Here is a 19,846-nt window from a genome sequence, read left to right as displayed (position 1 = left end):
TATGAAATATTTCTTTTATATATCAATGATTTTCTGTGTTTTGTCTTGCGAAGAAGCGATACAGAAACCTGCACATATTTTGCCCGAAGAGAAAATGTCTGAGATTATTGCAGATTTTGCCATCAATGATCAGAGTTACAACATCGGAGGAAATATCAATACAGAAAATGCGACAAGATTTATTCTGAAGAAATATAATATCAAGGGTCAATTATTTTCGGACAGTTATAAGTATTATATGACGAAGCCGGAAAATTTGAAAGATATTATGAATAAGGCTCAAGACATAATCAAGTCAAAAGACCCAAAAGCGGAAGCTTACATCAATAAGAAATTAAAAGAAACTAACGCAAACGGAACTGTTCCTGCACAAGCGAGATAATCGTGACAGCAAACAAGTTTTATTCGGTAAAATAATAGCCGAAGCGAAAATTAAGATCTACAAATGAAATTTTTTGAAATCGAAAAAACTTCAGAGTCCAAAGCGAGAGCTGGAGTCATTACGACAGACCACGGACAAATCCAAACCCCGATTTTTATGCCAGTTGGAACTGTTGCATCGGTGAAAGCCGTTCATCAGAGAGAACTGAAAGAAGATATAAAAGCCCAAATTATTTTAGGAAATACCTACCATTTGATGCTTCGTCCAAAGATGGACATTATGGAGCAGGCGGGCGGACTTCACAAATTCATGAATTGGGACAGACCAATCTTGACGGATTCTGGTGGCTATCAGGTTTTTTCTTTGGCAAAAAGCAGAAAAATTACTGAAGAAGGTGTGAAATTCAAATCGCATATCGACGGTAGTATGCACTTTATGTCGCCGGAAGTTTCTATGCAAATCCAAAGACAAATTGGGGCAGATATTTTTATGGCATTTGATGAGTGTATTGCTTATCCAAGTGATTATAATGCTGTGAAAACCTCAATGGAACTCACGCATCGTTGGCTGAAAAGATGTATTGATTGGACTGAAGAAAACAAAGAATTGTACGGTCACAAACAGAGATTGTTCCCGATAGTTCAAGGCTCTTGTTATTCGGATTTGAGGAAAATTTCGGCTGAGGTTATTTCAGAAGCTGGAGCAGAAGGTAACGCTATTGGCGGGCTTTCCGTAGGTGAGCCGGAAGACGAAATGTACAGAATCACAAATGAAGTAACGGACATTTTACCAAAAGACAAACCAAGATATTTGATGGGTGTTGGGACACCTTGGAATATTCTGGAAAGTATTGGTTTTGGTGTGGATATGATGGATTGTGTGATGCCAACGAGAAACGCCAGAAATGCAATGCTTTTCACTTGGCAAGGTGTGATGAATATGAAAAACGAAAAATGGAAAGCAGATTTTTCACCTTTGGATGAGTTTGGAACAAGTTATGTGGACCAAGAATACAGCAAAGCTTATGTGCGTCATCTTTTCGTAGCGAAAGAATATTTGGCAAAACAAATTGCATCGATCCATAACCTGGCTTTTTATCTCGATTTAGTGAAAGTAGCGAGAGAACATATTGTTGCCGGCGATTTTTATCAATGGAAAGATTCGATTATTCCGCAGTTGAAACAAAGGCTGTAAAAGAAAAAAGATTTTAAATCAATTATCAATCATCATTTATCAATTATAACTCGATGAAAATCATAGACCTTTACGTCATCAAAAAATATTTGGGAACCCTCATTTTTATGTTGGTGTTATTATCTGTGATTATTATGGTGGTGGATGTTCAGGCAAAAACCCCGAGGATTGAGAGCAACGGATTTACAGTTGGTTATTTTTTACTGAATTTCTATCCATTTTGGATTATGAATCTGATTTTGACATTTATGTCGATTCTTGTTTTTATCACTGTGATTTTCTTCACATCCAGAATGGCGAATAATACAGAGATTGTTGCGATTGTCAGCAGTGGAGCGAGTTTTCACAGATTTGCAAGACCTTATCTTATCACTTCTTTGCTGATTGCATTTATCACTTTGGCGGTCAATCACTTCATTTTGCCTTGGTCCAATATCAAGAAAAATGTTTTGGAACCTTACACTTATAATGCGATTAATAAAGAAAAACTTTTGGGAAATATGACCATCGCTTCGAACATCAATCCAAGCGAATATATCTTTGTCAACAGCTACAACAAAAAGGAAAATCGAGGGACAGGTTATATGTATCAGAAATTTGATAAAAACAAGAATTTGGTTTATCAAATTACAGGAACTGATATCCAATGGGATGCGAAGAAAAAGAACTTCGCTATCAGCAATTATACGGAAAGAACTGTAAAAAAAGATAATACAGAGATTCTAGGAAATGGACCAACAAAGACTCAGGATTTCAAATTACCACCTTCCGAGCTATTTCCGGACAAACTGGTAGCTCAAAACAAAACTACGCCAGAATTATTAGAAATGATAAAGCGTGAAAGAATGAAAGGGAATAATAACGTAACTTCCTTTTACAATGAACTTTATCAAAGAACATCAATGCCAGTTTCTATTATTATTCTGACGTTTTTAGGCTTGTCATTATCATCAGAAAAAAAACGTGGAGGATTAGGTTTGAACCTCGCTTTAGGAATCGCTTTGGCATTTTTATTCGTCTTCTCTTTCCAAGTTCTGAACGTTGTTTCCGAGAACAAAACCTTAACGCCTTTGTTGGCGATGTGGCTGCCAAATATCATATTTGCGCCCATTGCTGCTTATCTTTATATCAAAAGAGCGAATCAGTAATTATATTAAGTTTTTATTTGGGCAGCTTTTTCCGTCTTCCACTCCCAATCTTTTTTGCAGACCCTTTCAGGATAAATAGAAATTGAAGTACACGCAAAAAAGGATTTCCGTTCAAGCCGGGCTGCGATAATTCAGTGCGTTAGAGAATGACTAATATAATAAGGCAATTTCTTTGTGAAAGAACTTTTGCAAGCCTTCATTTTCCAAATCAATCCAAAGGAAACCATTTTTGTCAGTGTTTTTTATTATGCCATTTTGGCGCACATCGTTTTTCTCAAATACCGAAATCTCTTCTTTTCTGAACAGATTCTGGTTGTAGTAATCCAAAATTTCCTCTTCAGAAGGAAAGTTTTCTAATCTTGATATTACACTTTGATGAAATTGACTTACAAATTCCGTCAAATCAAAACTTAATCCTGTGGTAGTCAAAACCGAACCTGCTTTAGGAATATGAGAAAAATCTTCTTGTAAAATATTGATTCCGATTCCCAATATGTAAAATTCCTGATGATTGACTTTCTTTTTTTCGATAAGGATTCCACAAACTTTTTTTCCATTAAGAATAACATCATTTGGCCATTTTATTTTAGCTTTGGCATTGGTCAGATTGGCAAGAAAATCACGAACAATAATAGCGGTATAATAATTGAGAGATGTATCAGAGATATTGATTTTAGAAGTTTTTATCGCGATGCTGTAGGCAAGATTTTGATTAGGAATTACGCGCCACTCATTTCCATATTGTCCACGACCTTTGGTTTGATTAAAAGTAAAAACGGCAGTTGATTCGTCATCTCTTAAAAGAGACAAAATTTCGTCATTGGTAGAAAAACATTCTTCAAGATGTATAATGTGGCTCATTTAGGAAAACTTTAAGAGATTATTAGGAACTAAACAAAAGATAAATAGATAAAAATCAATAAATTTGCAAATTAGACAATTTTTTGAATGAGTAAAAGTACAGAAAAACAATTATTGGTAGACAAAATCGTAGAAGCGATTCAAGATACAAAAGGAGAAGACATTCAAATCTTCGACTTATCCAACATAGAAAACGCAGCAGCAGGAACATTTATCATCTGCAGTGGAAACTCAAACACGCAGGTTTCTGCAATCGCTGGTAACGTAGAAAAAAAAGTTAGAAACGAACTCAACGACAGACCTTGGCACGTAGAAGGGACTGAGAACTCTATGTGGGTTTTGGTAGATTACGTTTCTGTAGTGGTTCACATTTTCCAAAAAGAAATCCGCGAATATTACGATATCGAGGAACTTTGGGGAGATGCCAAAATCACGAAAATAGAAAGCTAAAAACAGATGCGTTTTGCATCAACAATTTTTAAAAAATAAGAATGAATAACAAAGGATTCAATTGGTTTATACCGGTTTTGTTGGGACTTATTTTACTGATTTTTCTTCCAGGACTTTTGGGAGATTCTATGGTGAAAAATATAGATGAAAAAGATTTTTACGGTCTGGTACAACAAGGCAAGGTAAACGAGATAATGGTTTTCAAGGATAATTCCAAAGCCGATGTTTATCTTACCAAAACAGCAAAAGCAGAATTAGAAAAAGGAGAGAAAAAAAGCGACCCACTTTCTGTAATCAATATCAAGCCAAATCCGGATTTTGTATTGACTTACGGGGATTTGAGATATTTTCAAGAGAAATTTGATACAATCAATTCCAAACTTCCGAAGCCCGCTACAATGGAATTTGGGAAAAGCCAAAGCGGAATGTCTGAGATATTCTTCACGGTATTGATTTGGGGAGGGTTCTTCGCATTGATTTATTTCTTCATCTTCAGAAAAATGGGCGGTGGTGCAGGAGGTCCTGGTGGACAAATCTTCAGTATAGGAAAATCCAAAGCCAAATTATTTGATGAGAAAGATAAATTACAAGTAACTTTCAAAGATGTTGCAGGATTAGAAGGTGCTAAAGAAGAAGTGCAAGAAGTTGTAGATTTCTTGAAGAATTCTGAAAAATATACAAAATTGGGAGGTAAAATCCCAAAAGGTGTTCTTTTGGTAGGCCCTCCAGGAACTGGTAAAACTTTGCTGGCGAAAGCTGTTGCAGGTGAAGCTAAAGTTCCTTTCTTTTCACTTTCTGGTTCAGATTTCGTAGAGATGTTTGTTGGAGTTGGAGCTTCCAGAGTTAGAGATCTTTTTGCTCAAGCTCGTGCGAAATCCCCAGCAATTATTTTCATCGATGAAATTGATGCGATAGGTAGAGCAAGAGGAAAAGGCGGTTTCCAAGGTGGTAATGATGAACGCGAAAATACATTGAATCAGTTACTTACGGAAATGGACGGTTTTGGAACTGATGTGAATGTCATCGTAATGGCTGCAACCAACAGAGCTGATATTTTGGACAAAGCATTGATGAGAGCCGGGCGTTTTGACCGTTCTATCTATGTAGACCTTCCGGAATTGCACGAGAGAAAACAAATCTTCGATGTGCATTTGAAAAAAATCAAATTAGACGATTCTATCGATAGAGAATTTTTGGCAAAGCAAACACCAGGTTTCAGTGGAGCTGATATTGCGAATGTTTGTAACGAAGCTGCTCTTATCGCGGCAAGAAATTCTCACGAAGCTGTAAATAAACAAGATTTCTTGGATGCTGTTGATAGAATCATCGGTGGACTTGAAAAGAAAAATAAAGCAATCAAACCTTCTGAAAAAAGAAGAGTCGCTTTCCACGAAGCTGGTCACGCAACAATCTCTTGGTTAGTAGAACACGCAGCACCACTTCTGAAAGTAACAATTGTTCCTAGAGGACGTTCATTGGGTGCAGCTTGGTATCTACCGGAAGAAAGACAGTTAACGACGACTCAACAAATGTTAGACGAGATTTGTGCAACCTTGGGAGGAAGAGCAGCAGAACAAGCTGTTTTCGGAAACATTTCTACAGGCGCTTTATCGGACCTTGAAAGAGTAACCAAGCAAGCGCAAGCAATGGTTACTATTTACGGACTGAATGATAAAGTAGGAAACATTTCTTACTATGACAGTTCAGGACAATCTGAATATAGCTTCGGAAAACCTTATTCTGAGCAAACAGCAAAGTTGATTGACGAAGAAATATCGAAGTTAGTAGAAACTCAATATCAAAGAGCAATTACTATTCTTACCGAAAATAGAGACAAGCTAGATGCTTTGGCTAATAAATTACTGGAAAAAGAAGTGATTTTCCGTGAAGATCTTGAAGAAATCTTTGGAAAACGCGCTTGGGATCCAGAATTAACTGAAAAACCTGTGTCTAGTGTAGATAACCCTGCTGATGCTGGAAATGTCTTAAATACAGAGAGTTAAATTGATGATCTATTCATAAAACAATAAAAAAATCCTAAATAATTTAGGATTTTTTTATTAAAATAAAGTTTTGGTTTTTAGAGTATTATAATAATTCTTTACATTTGTAATAATTAATAAAAAAGCACAGAAATTGAGTCTGTTTAAGAAAATCGTAAATAAGATAATGAACCAGCCCGAAGAGGCCGAACCAGATGTTACAAAACTGGCGGATCAACTTCGCGATGCAGATTTGGATTATAAGTTTGCACAACTTTTTACGCATTCTGGTGGCTTTTTCAATTATTGTGCAGACGAGTCGGAAGCTTTGCAGACACTTAATCAGATTGTAAAAATCGAGCACATTAATAATGTGTTTTGCTGGGATCAGGATTTGAAAAATTTTCTTGATGTAATCAAAACGGCTAACTCGCCTGAACTTACAGAAGATAACGACGCCGCTTTTATCACTTGCGAATACCTGATTGCTTTTGATGGCAGAATAATGCTGTCACACAATAATATTCTACATTATCATTCCTCACGATTACCAAGTAAAATTATCATTATGGCGAATGTTTCTCAGATAGCAAGCAATTTGAACGAGGCTATGATGAAGGTAAAACGTGCAGGAAACCTTAAAAATTTGACTTCTATCAGCGGGAGTCAGTCCAAATTGGATACTCCGAATAAGGATAATACCAAACTTTTCTTACTTTTGCTGGAAGATTAAATTTCAGTTTTGGATAAAAATTTCATTCAGCGTTCTGTTTCGGGACTTGTATATGTTCTGGTTATAGCGATTTGCACCACACCTTTGGGAGAGTATCTGTTCAGCAGTTTTCTGCCAGAAGTCAAGCAACAATATCTTTTTTACGGATTGATAACATTCTTCCTTGTTGTAGGTCTTTATGAATGTATCAAGATTATGAAATTTGATAACAGCATCTACAAATGGCTGGTTTTTCCGATTTCTGCATTTATCTATTACAATTTCACGAAACGCTTTTTCTACCACGGTTTTTTCTTTGATTATAACTTCAGTGAGATGTTGTCTTTGGCATTAATTCCAATTGCTGCGATTACACTTTTCAAATATTCCCGTGAACTTTATTTCGAAAATGGTAAATTAATTTTTACTGTGGTTTATCTGGCGTTGCCTTTTGGTTTTGCTTTAGGATTACCGAAATTCAGTACATTGGATTCAAGTAAATCTTTTACTTTAGAAGTTTTTATGCTTTTTGTTTTGATCTGGAGCAGTGATACTTTTGCTTATCTCACAGGAAAATTCTTCGGAAAACATAAAATGGCGCCAAGAATTTCTCCAAAGAAAACTTGGGAAGGTTTTGCTGGAGGCGTAGTTTTGACATTGATATTAGGATTCTTCGTAGAACAATATTTTCTTGAACTGAGAGGGAATTGGATGATTGTCGGATTCCTTGTTTCCGTATTTGCGCCATTGGGAGATTTGGTAGAAAGTCAGTTAAAGCGTAGTTTTGCGGTTAAAGACAGCGGAAACATTATTCCCGGTCACGGTGGTATTCTTGATAGACTAGACAGTTTTATTATTTGTGCACCCGTTATTTACTTATATTTTATTTTAGAAAAATTAGTTTAAAATTAATTATATGAAACTTCATAAAGAATCGAAAGGAACCTTGATTGTTGCCATTTTGTTCATTGCATTTATCGGAACCATATCTATTTATTATTTACAATTATGGTCTTTGGTTATTCTGATTCCATTGTTGGTAATGTTAGGATTGATTTTCTGGTTTTTTCGAGTTCCAACAAGAGCCATTTTGGAGCATATAGAAAATGTAATTGCACCAGTAGATGGAAAAGTGGTAATGATAAAAGAAGTTTTCGAAGATGAGGTTTTGAAGGCCAATTGTATTCAGGTTTCTATCTTTATGTCACCGTTGAATGTTCATATTTGCCGTTATCCTGTAAGTGGTGAAGTAAATTACAAAAAATACCACCCAGGAAAATATCTAGTTGCTTGGCACGAAAAATCTTCTACCGAAAACGAAAGAACTACGGTTGGTGTAAAAAGTTTGACCAATCATCAAGTGGTTTTCCGTCAGATTGCTGGTTATGTTGCAAGAAGGATTGTTTTCTATTGTAATGTTCAGGATAGTGCTAAAGCCGGACACGAGTTTGGTTTCATCAAGTTTGGTTCCAGAATGGATGTTTTCCTGCCTTTGGATACAGAGATTCTTTGTAAAATTGGAGACAAGACAAAAGGAGGTTTGGATGTAATTGCCAGACTTAGAGATTAAAATTTCAAAATTTATAAAATAGAAAGAGACTTATTATTAAGTCTCTTTTTTTGTTCATCCGGGAATTCTACAGTTCGGTCTGGGTTTTCAACGATTCGGTCTGATAATTTTCTTTTTGATGTTCCAACGCTATACTTTTGAACTATCAAATAAATTAAAAACAATGAAAACATCAGTATTCTTCACCCTATTCTTAATTTTATTATCAATCTTTTCTAAAGCTCAGATGGATGACAAATTCTATCAACCTAAGAAAGAAATGAAACCTTTAGAATTCAAAAATATCGAAAACGTTAGTTTACCAGTTATAGGGGACACCATCACGGCGGTAGTTCTAAAGCCAGAATCAAAATCCATCAAAAAAACCATTTTATTCTTCCACGGAACCAGCGGAAATATCTCGACTTATCAATACATCACGAAACCCTTAGTAGAAGACGGATTTCAAGTTGTAATGGTGGACGTGAGAGGCTACGGAAAATCAACAGGGAAACCAACACATCTGAATGTTGCAGAAGATGGTCAAAAAATGCTCGATTATCTATTGACCCGCCAAGATGTCAAGAATACAAAAATCTATATTTATGGCGCTTCTTTGGGGGCTCAGATTTCGACACACTTGGCTAAGGATAATCAATCCAAAATCTCAGGACTGATTTTGGACGGCGGAATGTCATCTTTCACAGATATTGCCATCAAATTTAAACCGGAAATGAAAGAAGTTATTGAGAGGTACGTTGTTTCTCCATATTCTGTAAAAGAAGATATCAAAGCTTTGAAAGGACTTCCAAAATTGTTTCTTTACAGTAAAAGCGACTCGACAGTTCCTTTTGAGCACGGACAAGTCATTTATAACAATGCACCAGAACCTAAGCAGTTTTTAGAATTTTCCGGAGAACACATCCAAGCGATGGTTGTTGACAAGGATAGAGTGGTGAAAGCAATTGAGCAATTATAATACAAAAAGGAAGATTAAATCAATCTTCCCTTTCATTTTTTAGCTTAATAATACTTCGTACTTTTTTCTGTTATCAATCAGTATCCAAAGATTGATTAATAAAAGAATAACAGCGATAATTCTACCTTCGTGGGTTAGAAACAAAGTGAAGTTGTGAAGTACAATCCCAATCATTATTGGCAAAATTACAATCGCACCCAAAGCTCTGGTTTTTGGGATGATGAATAATAATCCTCCAACCAGTTCAACCGCACCAATTAATGGCATTAGTCAGACGATTTCTCCAAAAGCGGCAAACAATTTCATTTGCTCCGGTTTCATTTCCGGCATTGGCATATAATGCAGAAACTTGTCTAATCCAGCATTGATAAACATCAAACCGAAAAGTAGGCAAAGAATAAATTTCACATATTTTATAAGATGAATAGTTTTTGAGTTGAAATTTGAATTAATTCTTTTTCTAATTTCAAAAAATCCGCTTGCGAAATTTCACAAACGGATGATATTTTAAAATGAATTTAAGGAAATACTTACTTCAAAGCGATTTCTATAACTTCACTCATGTTTTTTACATAATTGACTTTCAGTTGTTTCAGATAATCTTTTTTGATTTCTTCCACATCTTTTCTATTCGCCTCACAAAGAATCACTTCCTTGATTCCAGCTCTTGTTGCAGCCAACAATTTTTCCTTAATTCCGCCAACTGGAAGAACTTTTCCACGAAGTGTAATCTCGCCTGTCATCGCCAAATGCGGTTTCACTTTTTTGTTTTTAAAGCTAGAAACCATAGAAGTCAACATTGCAATTCCGGCAGAAGGTCCGTCCTTTGGCGTTGCGCCTTCCGGAACGTGAACGTGGATATTTTTCTTCTCGATATCATCTTCCGAAATTCCTAATTCCTCGTAATGGGCTTTGATGAATTCCAATGCAATCGTAGCCGATTCTTTCATCACATTTCCAAGATTTCCGGTCATTGTCAAACCGCCTTTTCCTTTGGAAAGAATACTTTCGATGAACAAAATATCGCCTCCGACGCTTGTCCAAGCCAAACCAGTTACTACGCCTGGAACATCAGTAATTTCTGATAAAGTTTTCGGTCTTGGAACTCCAAGAATTTCGTCAACTTTATCTACAGAAATTTTCGGGTCAAAATCTTTTTCCATTGCAATCTGAAGCGCAACCCAACGTGCAATTCCTGCAATTCTCTTTTCTAACTTTCTTACACCACTTTCCGAAGTATGAGCTTCGATGATATGTTTTAATTCAGGGTTTCCTAGTTTTAAGGATTTAGCATCCAAACCATTTTCCTGAAGTTGTTTTTTAATCAAATGTCGCTTGGCAATTTCGATTTTCTCTTCCAAAGTATAACCAGCAATGCTAATAACTTCCATTCTGTCCAACAAAGGTGTTTGAATGGTAGAAAGCGAATTAGCAGTTGCAATGAACATCACTTTGGAAAGGTCATAACCCATTTCCAAGAAATTATCGTAGAAATTGTTATTTTGTTCAGGGTCAAGAACTTCTAATAATGCAGAACTTGGGTCACCGTGTACGCCTTGTCCTATTTTATCAATCTCATCCAAAACAATTACGGGATTGGAAGTTCCGGATTTTTTGATGGATTGAAGAATTCTTCCCGCCATCGCTCCGATATATGTTTTTCTGTGTCCACGGATTTCACTTTCGTCGTGCAAACCGCCAAGCGAAACTCGAACATATTTTCTGCCAAGTGCATCAGCAATAGATTTTCCAAGTGAAGTTTTTCCAACTCCTGGAGGCCCAACCAAACAAAGAATCGGAGATTTCATATCATTTTTCAATTTCAAAACAGCGATGTGTTCCAAAATTCTTTTCTTGATATCTTCTAATCCGAAATGTTCTTTATCCAGAAGTTTTTCGGCTTTGTTAAGGTCAAAATGGTCTTTGGAGTAATGTTCCCAAGGCAAATCTGTAAAGAAATCCAAATAATTTCTCTGAACATTAAAGTCCGGAGAATTTGGGTGTTGTCTCTGTAATCTTTGTATTTCCTTTTGGAAATGCGCTTCTACATCAGCACTCCATTTTATTTTAGACGCTTTTTTCTTGATTTCATCCGCATCAGATTCAGCTCCACCTCCTAACTCATCCTGAATCGTTCTAATCTGTTGATTTAGAAAATATTCCCTTTGTTGTTTGTCAAGGTCTTTGCTTGTTTTTTGATGGATTTGATTTTTCAATTCCAAATGACGGAAATCCTCATGCATCAATTCGTACAAAGTTCTCGCACGCCCAAGCAAGGATTTTTCGTCCAGCAATTTTTGCTTTTTATCTGAAGGATAATTTCCGTTTGCAGAGATGAAGTTCAACAAATCTTCCTGTCCATCGATATTCTTAAGCGCAAATTGAGCAGCATTCGGAATGTTTGGGTCGATGTTGATGATTTTCTCAGCCAAATCCTTGATGTTATCCATCAAAGCGGTGAATTCTTCTTTGTCTTTTGGCTGCGTATCTTTTTGTTTGGTGATTTCTGCTAAAAAATAAGGTTCCTGGGAAACAAATTTCTTAACCTTGAATCTCTGAACACCTCTTGTTATCGCAGTAATATTACCTTCTGGAAGTTTGATGATTTTGATAATCTTAGCCAAAGTTCCGATTGCATAAAGGTCTTTCTCAGTTGGATTTTCCTCATTCGGATTTTTCTGACTGATGATTCCGATGTACTTGTTTTCCTTTTGAGCGTCTTCCAGCAATTTTTTGGATTTTTCTCTTCCAGCGGTAATTGGTGTTACCACTTTCGGAAACATTACCATATTTCTTACAGGAAGAATAGGGAAAAGCGTTTGGGATTCATCGCTATCCTTAGTATCGAAGTCAGAGAAGTTAATTTCTTCAGCAATTATTCCGAGACCTTCATCAAGAATCTCTTCAAAATTGATATTTTCAAATTCTGTCATAATATAGTTGATGACATATTGTCATTAATCTTAATGGATGTAAAGATTGATTCTCTATATTTCTTAGAAAATCAATCTGGTTCTATGTTGGATTATAATTTCACAAGAGGTATGCCACAGGAAAAAAGGATACAATTTGTCAGATAATAGAAAAACCCTTCCAAATCTGAAAGGGTTTTTAGTTTTTATTTGAATTGATTTAAAACAACATTCTCTGCGCTTTTTTCACGCCTTCAACCAGAATATCAATCTCTTCCAAAGTATTGTAGACTGCAAAACTGGCGCGAACAGTTCCAGCAATGTTGAAGAAATCCATAATCGGTTGTGTACAATGATGTCCGGTTCTGACGGCAATTCCCATTTTATCGAGAATCATTCCTGTGTCAGAAGCAATTCCTGCACCTTCCAAATTGAAAGAAACAACACCAGTTCTATTGGCTTTTTCGCCGTAGATTTTGATTCCGTCCAGTTCCAGAAGTTTTTTCTGAGCGTAAGAAAGAAGTTCATTTTCGTGGATTTGAAGATTATCGTGACCAATTTGATTAATGAAATCAACAGCTGAACCAAGAGCAATATTTCCGCCCACATTTGGTGTTCCAGCTTCGAATTTGAAAGGCAGACCTGCATAAGTTGTTTTCTCGAAACTACAAACCGCAATCATTTCGCCACCGCCGTGGAACGGATGAAGATTTTCCAATACAGATTCTTTTCCATAAAGAATTCCGGTTCCCATTGGCGCGTACATCTTGTGTCCTGAGAAAACAAAGAAATCGCAGTCCAGTTTCTGAACATCGATTTTGAAATGCGGCGAAGATTGCGCGCCATCTATCAAAACATAAGCGTTGGAAAGTCTTCTTGTTTTTTCAATAATTTGTTCGATTGGATTAATGATTCCCAAAGCGTTAGAAACTTGATTTACAGATACAACTTTCGTTTTTTCGTTAAGCCAAGAATCCAAAACATCGATTTGAAGAATTCCGTTTTCGTCCATTGGAATGACTTTCAGTTTTGCGCCAGTTCTTTCGCAAAGCATTTGCCACGGAACAATGTTGGAATGATGTTCCAAATATGAAATGATAATCTCATCATCTTTCTTAATCTGATTCGTCAAAGCATAAGCCACCAAATTGATTCCTTCCGTTGTTCCTTTGGTAAAAATAACTTCGTAATCGTGCTTTGCATTGATGAACCTTTGGATTTTCTGTCTGGAAAGTTCCATTTCTTCCGTCGCAATCTGACTCAATGTGTGAATCCCGCGATGAACATTGGCATTGATGGTTTCGTAATATTTTTCCCAAGTTTCTAAAACTGAAATCGGTTTTTGAGATGTTGCAGCGTTGTCTAGATAGACTAATGGTTTTCCGTTTACCTGCTGATTCAGAATTGGGAATTGTGTTCTTATGTTGTTGATATCAAACATTTTGGATGTAGATATTAGATGTTAGAATTTAGATGTTAGATTGAAATCCAATGTTTAAAACGTTGAATTGTTGCAGCCCGACTTGAGCGGAAATCCTTTTTTGCGTGTTCTTCAATTTTTTCTGAACTGAAATCTTCTTGCAAAAAAGATTGGGAGCGGAAGGCGGATAAAGCTGCCCAAATAATTAAAATGGTGTTTGTAATTATTTAGAATGGGTCAAAGTTACGGCAAAATTTATTAAAAATTTCGATGTTAAATATTTATAAAATGAGTGCGATAATTGGATTAAGGAATAATTATTGAGTATTTTTGACCAATTCATTTATTAATAACAAAATAAATACGAAACTATGGCATTCGAATTACCAAAATTAGCTTATTCGTACGATGCGTTGGAACCAACAATCGATGCGAAAACAATGGAAATCCACCACACTAAGCACCACCAAGCTTATGTGGATAATCTTAATAATGCAATTGCAGGAACAGATCTTGAAGGAAAATCTCTTGAAGAAATCCAAAAAACAGGTACAGATAAACCAGCCGTGAGAAATAACGGAGGCGGACATTTTAACCACTCACTTTTCTGGGAACTTTTGACTCCAGGCGGAAGCAAAGAGCCGGTTGGAAATGTGAAAGCTGAAATCGAGAAAATCGGTGGTTTTGAGAAATTCAAAGAAGATTTCTCTAACGCAGCTAAGACTAGATTTGGTTCTGGTTGGGCTTGGTTGGTGAAAAATTCTGACGGTTCTGTGGTTGTTTCTTCAACTCCGAATCAAGATAACCCACTAATGCCGGTTGCTGATGTACAAGGAACTCCAATTCTTGGATTGGATGTTTGGGAGCACGCTTATTACCTAAATTACCAAAACAGAAGACCTGACTATGTGTCTGCGTTTTTTGATGTGATTAACTGGGATAAAGTGGAAGAGCTTTATAACAAATAAGATAATAGATTTTAGAATCTAGATATTAGAAAACCACCAAATTTTTGGTGGTTTTTTTATGGTGTTACCACTGGTTCTGTTTTGACCTCTGGTTTTGTTTCTTTCTTTTCTTCTTTGGCTTTTTCTGCTTCTAATTTTGCTTTTTCTTTGTCGAGTTTTTCCTGTTCTGCTTTTGCGATTGCTGCAAGACTGTCTTTTTCACGTTTTATTGCCACGGCGTTAATTTTTGCCATTACACTTTCCGGTGTTGCTCCCGGTCCAAAAGAATCGATGGCTGTAGTATCATAAGTGATTGGTGGCGCTGCATCTAATTGGTCTGAATTGTTCAGAACCGGAGCTTTCTTTGAACAAGACAACGTTGAAGCAAGAATCAAAAAGAAGTAGAAGTGTTTCATATCAGCAAATATCGAAAATTATTTGATATAAAATTCAGCAATAACCGGAAAATGGTCTGAGATTCTGACACTTCTATCTACTTTATAACTAATTGGCTCGATGGATTGTGATGCGAAAACGTGGTCTATTTTCAGAGGGAATTTGAAATCGTGAAAACTGGTTCCGCTTCCTTTTCCTACTTTTAGAAATGTGTCTTCCAGATTTTCAGATAAAGTGTAATATTCGTAAGAATTAGGAACAGAGTTGAAATCTCCAGCCAGGATAATAGGATAAGGCGAACTGTCCAAAAATCCTTTAATTGGTGCAATTTGACTTTGGTGTTTTCTGAATGTAGGAATAAGTTTGTGTAGAATATTTTTAGCCTTTTCCTCGTTTACATTCATATCTTTTGTAGGTTTTACCATATCTTTTTGCAAATAAAACGGCTCCATATAAACATTCACAAAGCGGATAATTTTTTCATTAACCTTAATATCGGCATAGATACAGCGTCCGTTTTTAGCGTCTGTTTCTACAATTCCGCTTTTTACAATTGGAAATCTTGACTGGATTTTAACTACAGGAAAATTACGTTCAAAATATTCAAAACCTTTCAGATTTTCTGCACTTCTATATTCCTGTGTGAGAACTACATCAGCATTTTGACCATTAAGAAAACTATAAATGCTTTCGTCTCCAAATTTTCCTGATTTTCCGTTTAGAGAGATGATTTTTAAGTTTGAATTTTCATTTTTTGAAGGTGTGAAATTAATCCATCTTCTTGTTGGAATGATAAAAAATAAAGATAAAACGAGAAAAACCACCGCTCTTTTTTTCCAAGTGATAATCCAAAATATCAATAAAATAATATCGAGAATAATAAGAATCGGAAATCCTAATGACAAAAGATTAAGAAACCCGAAAACACTTGGCGGGATGTAAGCATTCATTATTGTTCCGAAAAGCAGAACAATAATAATGAGATGAAATACCGTTAAAATTAATCGAATGATTCCCATTTATTGGATTCTGTCTCGGTGTTTTTTCCAGTTTCTGATATAAAGAAATCCAATCAATGCGCCTCCAAGATGCGCAAAATGCGCAATATTATCACCACTGAATTGTCCAAATCCTAAAACGATTGAAACCACAATAATAATTGGTGTCAAGTATTTTGCCTTGATAGGAAAAGGAATGAACATAAACATCAACTTGGCTTCTGGAAATAATGTAGAAAACGCAGCAATGATTCCGAAAATTGCGCCTGATGCTCCAACCATTGGAGTTCTTAATATATTAAAAAGACTTTGAGCAGAATCTCTTACTGCTTCAGAATTAGAAGAAATTGGCATTTCTCCACTGTAATTAATGTCGGCGTATTTATAGATTTCGTGGATGTCGTAAGATTGACTAGTTAAAAAACTTGTGATTTGACTTACTTCGACATAATTCCAAATATTATATAAAACGAAACCGCCTAAACCTGCTGCAAAATATAGAATAATGAATTTCTTTTGCCCCAAAACCTGCTCGAGAACTGGTCCAAAGCTGTAAAGCGTCAGCATGTTAAAAACAATATGCATAATACTCCCGTGCATAAACATATGTGTAATAATTTGCCAAGATCTGAAATTTGGAGACAACGGAAAATATCCTGCTAAAAGCGCATCAAAATTAATGTTCAAATTTTTAAGCAAAAGTGTACCTACAAAAAAGATAACATTCAGGATGATTATATTTCGGGTAACAGGCGTTATTTGAGGAAACATAGTTTAAAATTTATTTTTAAAATCGTCGAACGGAACTTCCATCCAACATTTTTTTCCGTTTACGGTGTATTGTGGGAAACCAAGGTCGATAAAATCTTTTACCAATTGTTCCACTTCTGTTTTATAAATGAAATCAAATTTTGATTTGGTTTTCAGTTTAACCCATTGGTATTCAAAATATTTGTAAAAATCTTCTTCAGTTCTATATTCCAAAACTTCGAATATTTTTTCCAAAAATTTAATAACTTGTGATTCCTTCAAAGCTTCCGGAACTGTTTCTATTCGCAAGACATTTTCCTGAGCCAAGGTCATTTCGAAACCAAAATCTGGCAAATATTTTTTGATGGATTTGTATTTATTTTTCTCGATTTCATTCAGATGATATTCTAATGAAAACAACAAACTTTGTCCAGCTTTTTTGGTTGGCAGATTTTCCTGATGAGAAGACATCAAAACACGATGCATTCTTCCCAAATCCAACATATAAGTTTGTCCGTCTTTGTTCAAAAGCCAGTAACCATTGGGCAATCGGAAAAGGTCTTCATCCAAATCATCATCTTCAAAAAGATTGATTTTGGAAGGCGCCGCAGTAGCTGTTGCCTGATATAATTCGGCAAGATTGATTCTTTCTTCCTCCGAAGTTTTTTCTACAGAAAACGGATTGAAATCCCGATCAACATTAATAGAAGAAGGTGTTGGCGAACTATAATTGGTCTTGCTTGGTGTTGGAGAAAAAAATGCTTCCATTTTCGGGTCTCTTTCAAAATCGAGACTTGGCGCAACGTTGTAAATTCCCAAAGAACGTTTGATTGTAGAACGCATCAACGCAAAAATCAAAGCTTCATCTTCGAACTTAACTTCCGTTTTTTGAGGATGGATATTCACATCAATTTTCTCTGGATCCATTTCCAGATAAAGAAAAAACGACGGAATGTAACCCGGCTGTAGCAAACCATCAAACGCCTCCTGAACAGCTTTGCTTAAGTAAGGACTTTTGAAATATCGCCCATTCACAAAGAAAAATTGTTCACCTCTTACTTTTTTTGCGCCTTCTGGTTTTGCGACATAACCTTGCAAATTTGCCCAACCTAAATCTTCCTTGATTGGAATCAAAAGCGGTTGCAACTTTCTTCCGAAAACATCAATGATGCGTTGCATTTGTCCACCTTTTCTCAGTTTGAAAACAGGTTCGTCATTATGGAACATCTCGAACTCGATATTCTCGTGAGCCAAAACAACTCTTTGAAATTCATCAATAATATGACGGAATTCTACATTGTCATTCTTAAGAAACTTACGTCTCGCAGGAACATTGTAAAACAAATTCTTCACAGAAAAATTGGAACCTTCAACAGTTTGAATTGGGTCTTGGAACTGGAAAGTCCCACCTTCAATATAAATATTAGTTCCAACTGGTGCGTCTTTCAGTTTGGTTTTAAGTTCAACTTGAGCAACAGCGGCAATAGATGCCAAAGCTTCTCCACGGAAACCTTTGGTGGCAATATTGAAAATATCTTCAGTAGAACGGATTTTGGAAGTTGCGTGACGTTCAAAAGCTAATCTGGCGTCAGTTTCAGACATTCCGATTCCGTTATCAACAACTTGAAGCAAGTTTTTCCCCGCATCACGAATAATGAGCTGAATCTTACTGGAACCCGCATCCACAGAGTTTTCCAATAATTCCTTGACAACAGAAGCGGGTCTTTGCACGACTTCTCCTGCAGCAATTTGGTTGGCAACGTGGTCTGGTAAAAGTTGAATGATATCTGACATCTTTAGAATTGAACTTTCAAAAATAAGGATAACTATCGAGTAGTAAAAGTTAAATAATTATAAAGAACTTGGGAAAATAATGATATTTTTGACTTTCAGATAATTAATAAATCTGAAGAATTGTTCAACACGAAGACACAAAGAGTTTGGTTGTCAATTATTCTGTTTTAAGGCACAAATTTAAAATCTTCGATTCTTGTGCCTTAAAACATTATCAATAAAAAAATAAATTGTGCCTTTGTGTTGAACTTTAATTTAAACCACCATCGATGAAAAGAGACCTTTATATTGATTTTGCCAAAGGGCTGGCGACTATTTCCATCATCTTCATCCACACAGCGTTTTGGAGCGGGCAGTTTTATATGCCGGTGGAAGCGCGGGTTTTTTCTTTGGTTTTTGATGTCGCATTGTTTTATGCTTTGAGCGGAATCACATCTGGGAATAATATCGAGAAGACACTTTACAGATTGCTGAAACTGCAAATCACATATATGATTTTCGTGACGTTTCTGTTTTTCCTCGATTATTTTTTCAAAGTTTTTGGACTTAGTTTCTTCTCTTTTGATTGGCTTAAAGATTTCTATTCTACTTTTGGAAGTAAATATGTTCCAAGAAGTATTTCGTCAGAACCGCAATGGCAGGTTTTAGGGAATTGGTACTTGCACGAGTATTCTAACTGTGATACTTTCCCTGTGGTGATGGGAAGTTTCTGGTATTTGAAAGTTTACTATATCCTGACTGTTCTTGGTGTTTTGATTCTGAGATTTTTCCCGAAACATATCAATTGGTTTATCGGGATTTGTGTGGCTTTAACTCTAATATTCAATCTGTTTCCTCAATATTATCCTAATGGACAAGGCGGTTATGTTGCATTTTATATGGCTGTATTCCTGATTGGAAACCGAATGAAAGGCAAAACAATCCCAACAAAATTGATTCCTGTTTTGTACGGATTGGTAGCTATTGCACTAGCTTGGATGTTTTGGAATTACGGAGGTGATATGTTCTATAAACTCAACAAACAAAAATTCCCGCCGAAGATTCCTTATATCATTTGGACATTATTTTCACTGGTAACCTTATTTGTTTTCTATAACCGATTGAAAATCACAAAACCAAATTTCATTACCAATGTCGGGCAAAATGCCATCTTTTTCTATTTCGCTCAGGGCATGAGTTCGTCTTTGGTTTATTTTCTCGTTGTTCCGATGAAAGATTCTCTGCCTTGGTATTTGTTAGTTTTGATTATTTATCCCCTGAATATTTTCTTAGCGTTTTTGATTTCCAAAGGTCTCAAGAAAGTAGATAACTTGGGTTGGAAGGTTTTGGAGTTTTTGAGAAAAAAAACAGAGTCCAATTAATCATTAATCAA

20 protein-coding genes are annotated in these 19,846 nt (G+C 35.9%); 11 read left to right on the top strand and 9 right to left on the bottom strand.

Features of this window, described 5'->3' with window-relative positions:
- Position 1: 1 nt before the first annotated feature.
- The 3 genes from V7P73_RS01840 to V7P73_RS01830 all read left to right on the top strand — a co-directional run bounded on the left by V7P73_RS01840 (position 2) and on the right by V7P73_RS01830 (position 2,724).
- Entirely contained in the window at positions 2-382 is a 381-nt protein-coding gene (locus tag V7P73_RS01840) for a DUF4296 domain-containing protein (protein ID WP_333850979.1), read from the top strand.
- 63 nt (positions 383-445) lie between these two features.
- Positions 446-1,576 carry a tRNA guanosine(34) transglycosylase Tgt gene (gene tgt, locus V7P73_RS01835; protein ID WP_333850976.1) on the top strand — a complete coding sequence of 377 codons (1,131 nt, stop codon included), beginning with the start codon at positions 446-448 and terminating at the stop codon, positions 1,574-1,576.
- 53 nt (positions 1,577-1,629) lie between these two features.
- The gene (locus V7P73_RS01830; protein ID WP_333850974.1) at positions 1,630-2,724 is read left to right on the top strand and encodes an LptF/LptG family permease; all 1,095 of its coding nucleotides are present in this window, start codon (positions 1,630-1,632) and stop codon (positions 2,722-2,724) included.
- A gap of 150 nt (positions 2,725-2,874) precedes the next feature.
- Here V7P73_RS01830 and V7P73_RS01825 read toward each other — a convergent pair whose 3' ends face one another.
- Positions 2,875-3,585 (bottom strand): biotin--[acetyl-CoA-carboxylase] ligase, encoded by a 711-nt coding sequence (locus V7P73_RS01825; protein WP_333850972.1) that lies wholly within the window; start codon positions 3,583-3,585, stop codon positions 2,875-2,877.
- 87 nt (positions 3,586-3,672) lie between these two features.
- Between V7P73_RS01825 and rsfS the strand changes: the two genes are divergently transcribed.
- From rsfS to V7P73_RS01795, 6 genes are all read left to right on the top strand, one after another.
- Entirely contained in the window at positions 3,673-4,035 is a 363-nt protein-coding gene (gene rsfS / locus V7P73_RS01820; protein ID WP_074236089.1) for a ribosome silencing factor, read from the top strand.
- 41 nt (positions 4,036-4,076) lie between these two features.
- A complete protein-coding gene (gene ftsH / locus V7P73_RS01815) occupies positions 4,077-6,038 on the top strand; it encodes an ATP-dependent zinc metalloprotease FtsH (RefSeq protein ID WP_333850970.1) in 1,962 nt (653 codons plus the stop codon).
- Positions 6,039-6,171: 133 nt separating this feature from the next.
- Entirely contained in the window at positions 6,172-6,750 is a 579-nt protein-coding gene (locus tag V7P73_RS01810) for an LUD domain-containing protein (RefSeq protein ID WP_333850969.1), read from the top strand.
- 9 nt (positions 6,751-6,759) lie between these two features.
- Positions 6,760-7,635, top strand: a complete 876-nt coding sequence (locus tag V7P73_RS01805; protein WP_333850967.1) for a phosphatidate cytidylyltransferase — start codon at positions 6,760-6,762, stop codon at positions 7,633-7,635.
- Between the two features lie 10 nt (positions 7,636-7,645).
- Complete coding sequence (locus V7P73_RS01800; RefSeq protein ID WP_333850965.1) at positions 7,646-8,299, top strand: phosphatidylserine decarboxylase family protein; 654 nt, start codon at positions 7,646-7,648, stop codon at positions 8,297-8,299.
- Positions 8,300-8,462: 163 nt separating this feature from the next.
- Positions 8,463-9,257 (top strand): alpha/beta hydrolase, encoded by a 795-nt coding sequence (locus V7P73_RS01795; protein WP_333850963.1) that lies wholly within the window; start codon positions 8,463-8,465, stop codon positions 9,255-9,257.
- 39 nt (positions 9,258-9,296) lie between these two features.
- On the opposite strand, the gene V7P73_RS01790 is transcribed toward V7P73_RS01795, so the two are convergent.
- From V7P73_RS01790 to V7P73_RS01775, 4 genes are all read right to left on the bottom strand, one after another.
- Complete coding sequence (locus V7P73_RS01790; RefSeq protein ID WP_333850961.1) at positions 9,297-9,524, bottom strand: hypothetical protein; 228 nt, start codon at positions 9,522-9,524, stop codon at positions 9,297-9,299.
- 3 nt (positions 9,525-9,527) lie between these two features.
- Positions 9,528-9,665: a hypothetical protein gene (locus V7P73_RS01785; protein WP_333850959.1), complete on the bottom strand. Its 138-nt coding sequence runs from the start codon at positions 9,663-9,665 to the stop codon at positions 9,528-9,530.
- A gap of 122 nt (positions 9,666-9,787) precedes the next feature.
- Positions 9,788-12,190: an endopeptidase La gene (gene lon, locus V7P73_RS01780; RefSeq protein ID WP_333850957.1), complete on the bottom strand. Its 2,403-nt coding sequence runs from the start codon at positions 12,188-12,190 to the stop codon at positions 9,788-9,790.
- 199 nt (positions 12,191-12,389) lie between these two features.
- Complete coding sequence (locus tag V7P73_RS01775; protein WP_333850955.1) at positions 12,390-13,610, bottom strand: aminotransferase class V-fold PLP-dependent enzyme; 1,221 nt, start codon at positions 13,608-13,610, stop codon at positions 12,390-12,392.
- Between the two features lie 350 nt (positions 13,611-13,960).
- Between V7P73_RS01775 and V7P73_RS01770 the strand changes: the two genes are divergently transcribed.
- Positions 13,961-14,557, top strand: coding sequence for a superoxide dismutase (locus V7P73_RS01770; RefSeq protein ID WP_312206084.1), 597 nt, complete (start codon positions 13,961-13,963; stop codon positions 14,555-14,557).
- A gap of 56 nt (positions 14,558-14,613) precedes the next feature.
- On the opposite strand, the gene V7P73_RS01765 is transcribed toward V7P73_RS01770, so the two are convergent.
- The 4 genes from V7P73_RS01765 to mutL are packed head-to-tail and all read right to left on the bottom strand — an operon-like array spanning position 14,614 to position 18,474.
- The gene (locus V7P73_RS01765) at positions 14,614-14,952 is read right to left on the bottom strand and encodes a hypothetical protein (RefSeq protein ID WP_333850952.1); all 339 of its coding nucleotides are present in this window, start codon (positions 14,950-14,952) and stop codon (positions 14,614-14,616) included.
- Between the two features lie 18 nt (positions 14,953-14,970).
- Complete coding sequence (locus V7P73_RS01760) at positions 14,971-15,951, bottom strand: endonuclease/exonuclease/phosphatase family protein (RefSeq protein ID WP_333850950.1); 981 nt, start codon at positions 15,949-15,951, stop codon at positions 14,971-14,973.
- A complete protein-coding gene (locus V7P73_RS01755; protein ID WP_333850948.1) occupies positions 15,952-16,701 on the bottom strand; it encodes a rhomboid family intramembrane serine protease in 750 nt (249 codons plus the stop codon). It abuts the gene before it with no gap.
- A gap of 3 nt (positions 16,702-16,704) precedes the next feature.
- A complete protein-coding gene (mutL, locus tag V7P73_RS01750; protein ID WP_333850946.1) occupies positions 16,705-18,474 on the bottom strand; it encodes a DNA mismatch repair endonuclease MutL in 1,770 nt (589 codons plus the stop codon).
- Between the two features lie 269 nt (positions 18,475-18,743).
- On the opposite strand from mutL, the gene V7P73_RS01745 reads away from it, so the two are divergent.
- The gene (locus V7P73_RS01745) at positions 18,744-19,835 is read left to right on the top strand and encodes an acyltransferase family protein (RefSeq protein WP_333850945.1); all 1,092 of its coding nucleotides are present in this window, start codon (positions 18,744-18,746) and stop codon (positions 19,833-19,835) included.
- The last annotated feature ends 11 nt before the right edge of the window (positions 19,836-19,846 follow it).

The organism is Epilithonimonas sp. (assembly GCF_036780765.1).
In the GTDB taxonomy this organism is placed as follows: Bacteria; Bacteroidota; Bacteroidia; order Flavobacteriales; family Weeksellaceae; genus Epilithonimonas.
This window is presented reverse-complemented; position numbering and strand designations above follow the sequence as displayed.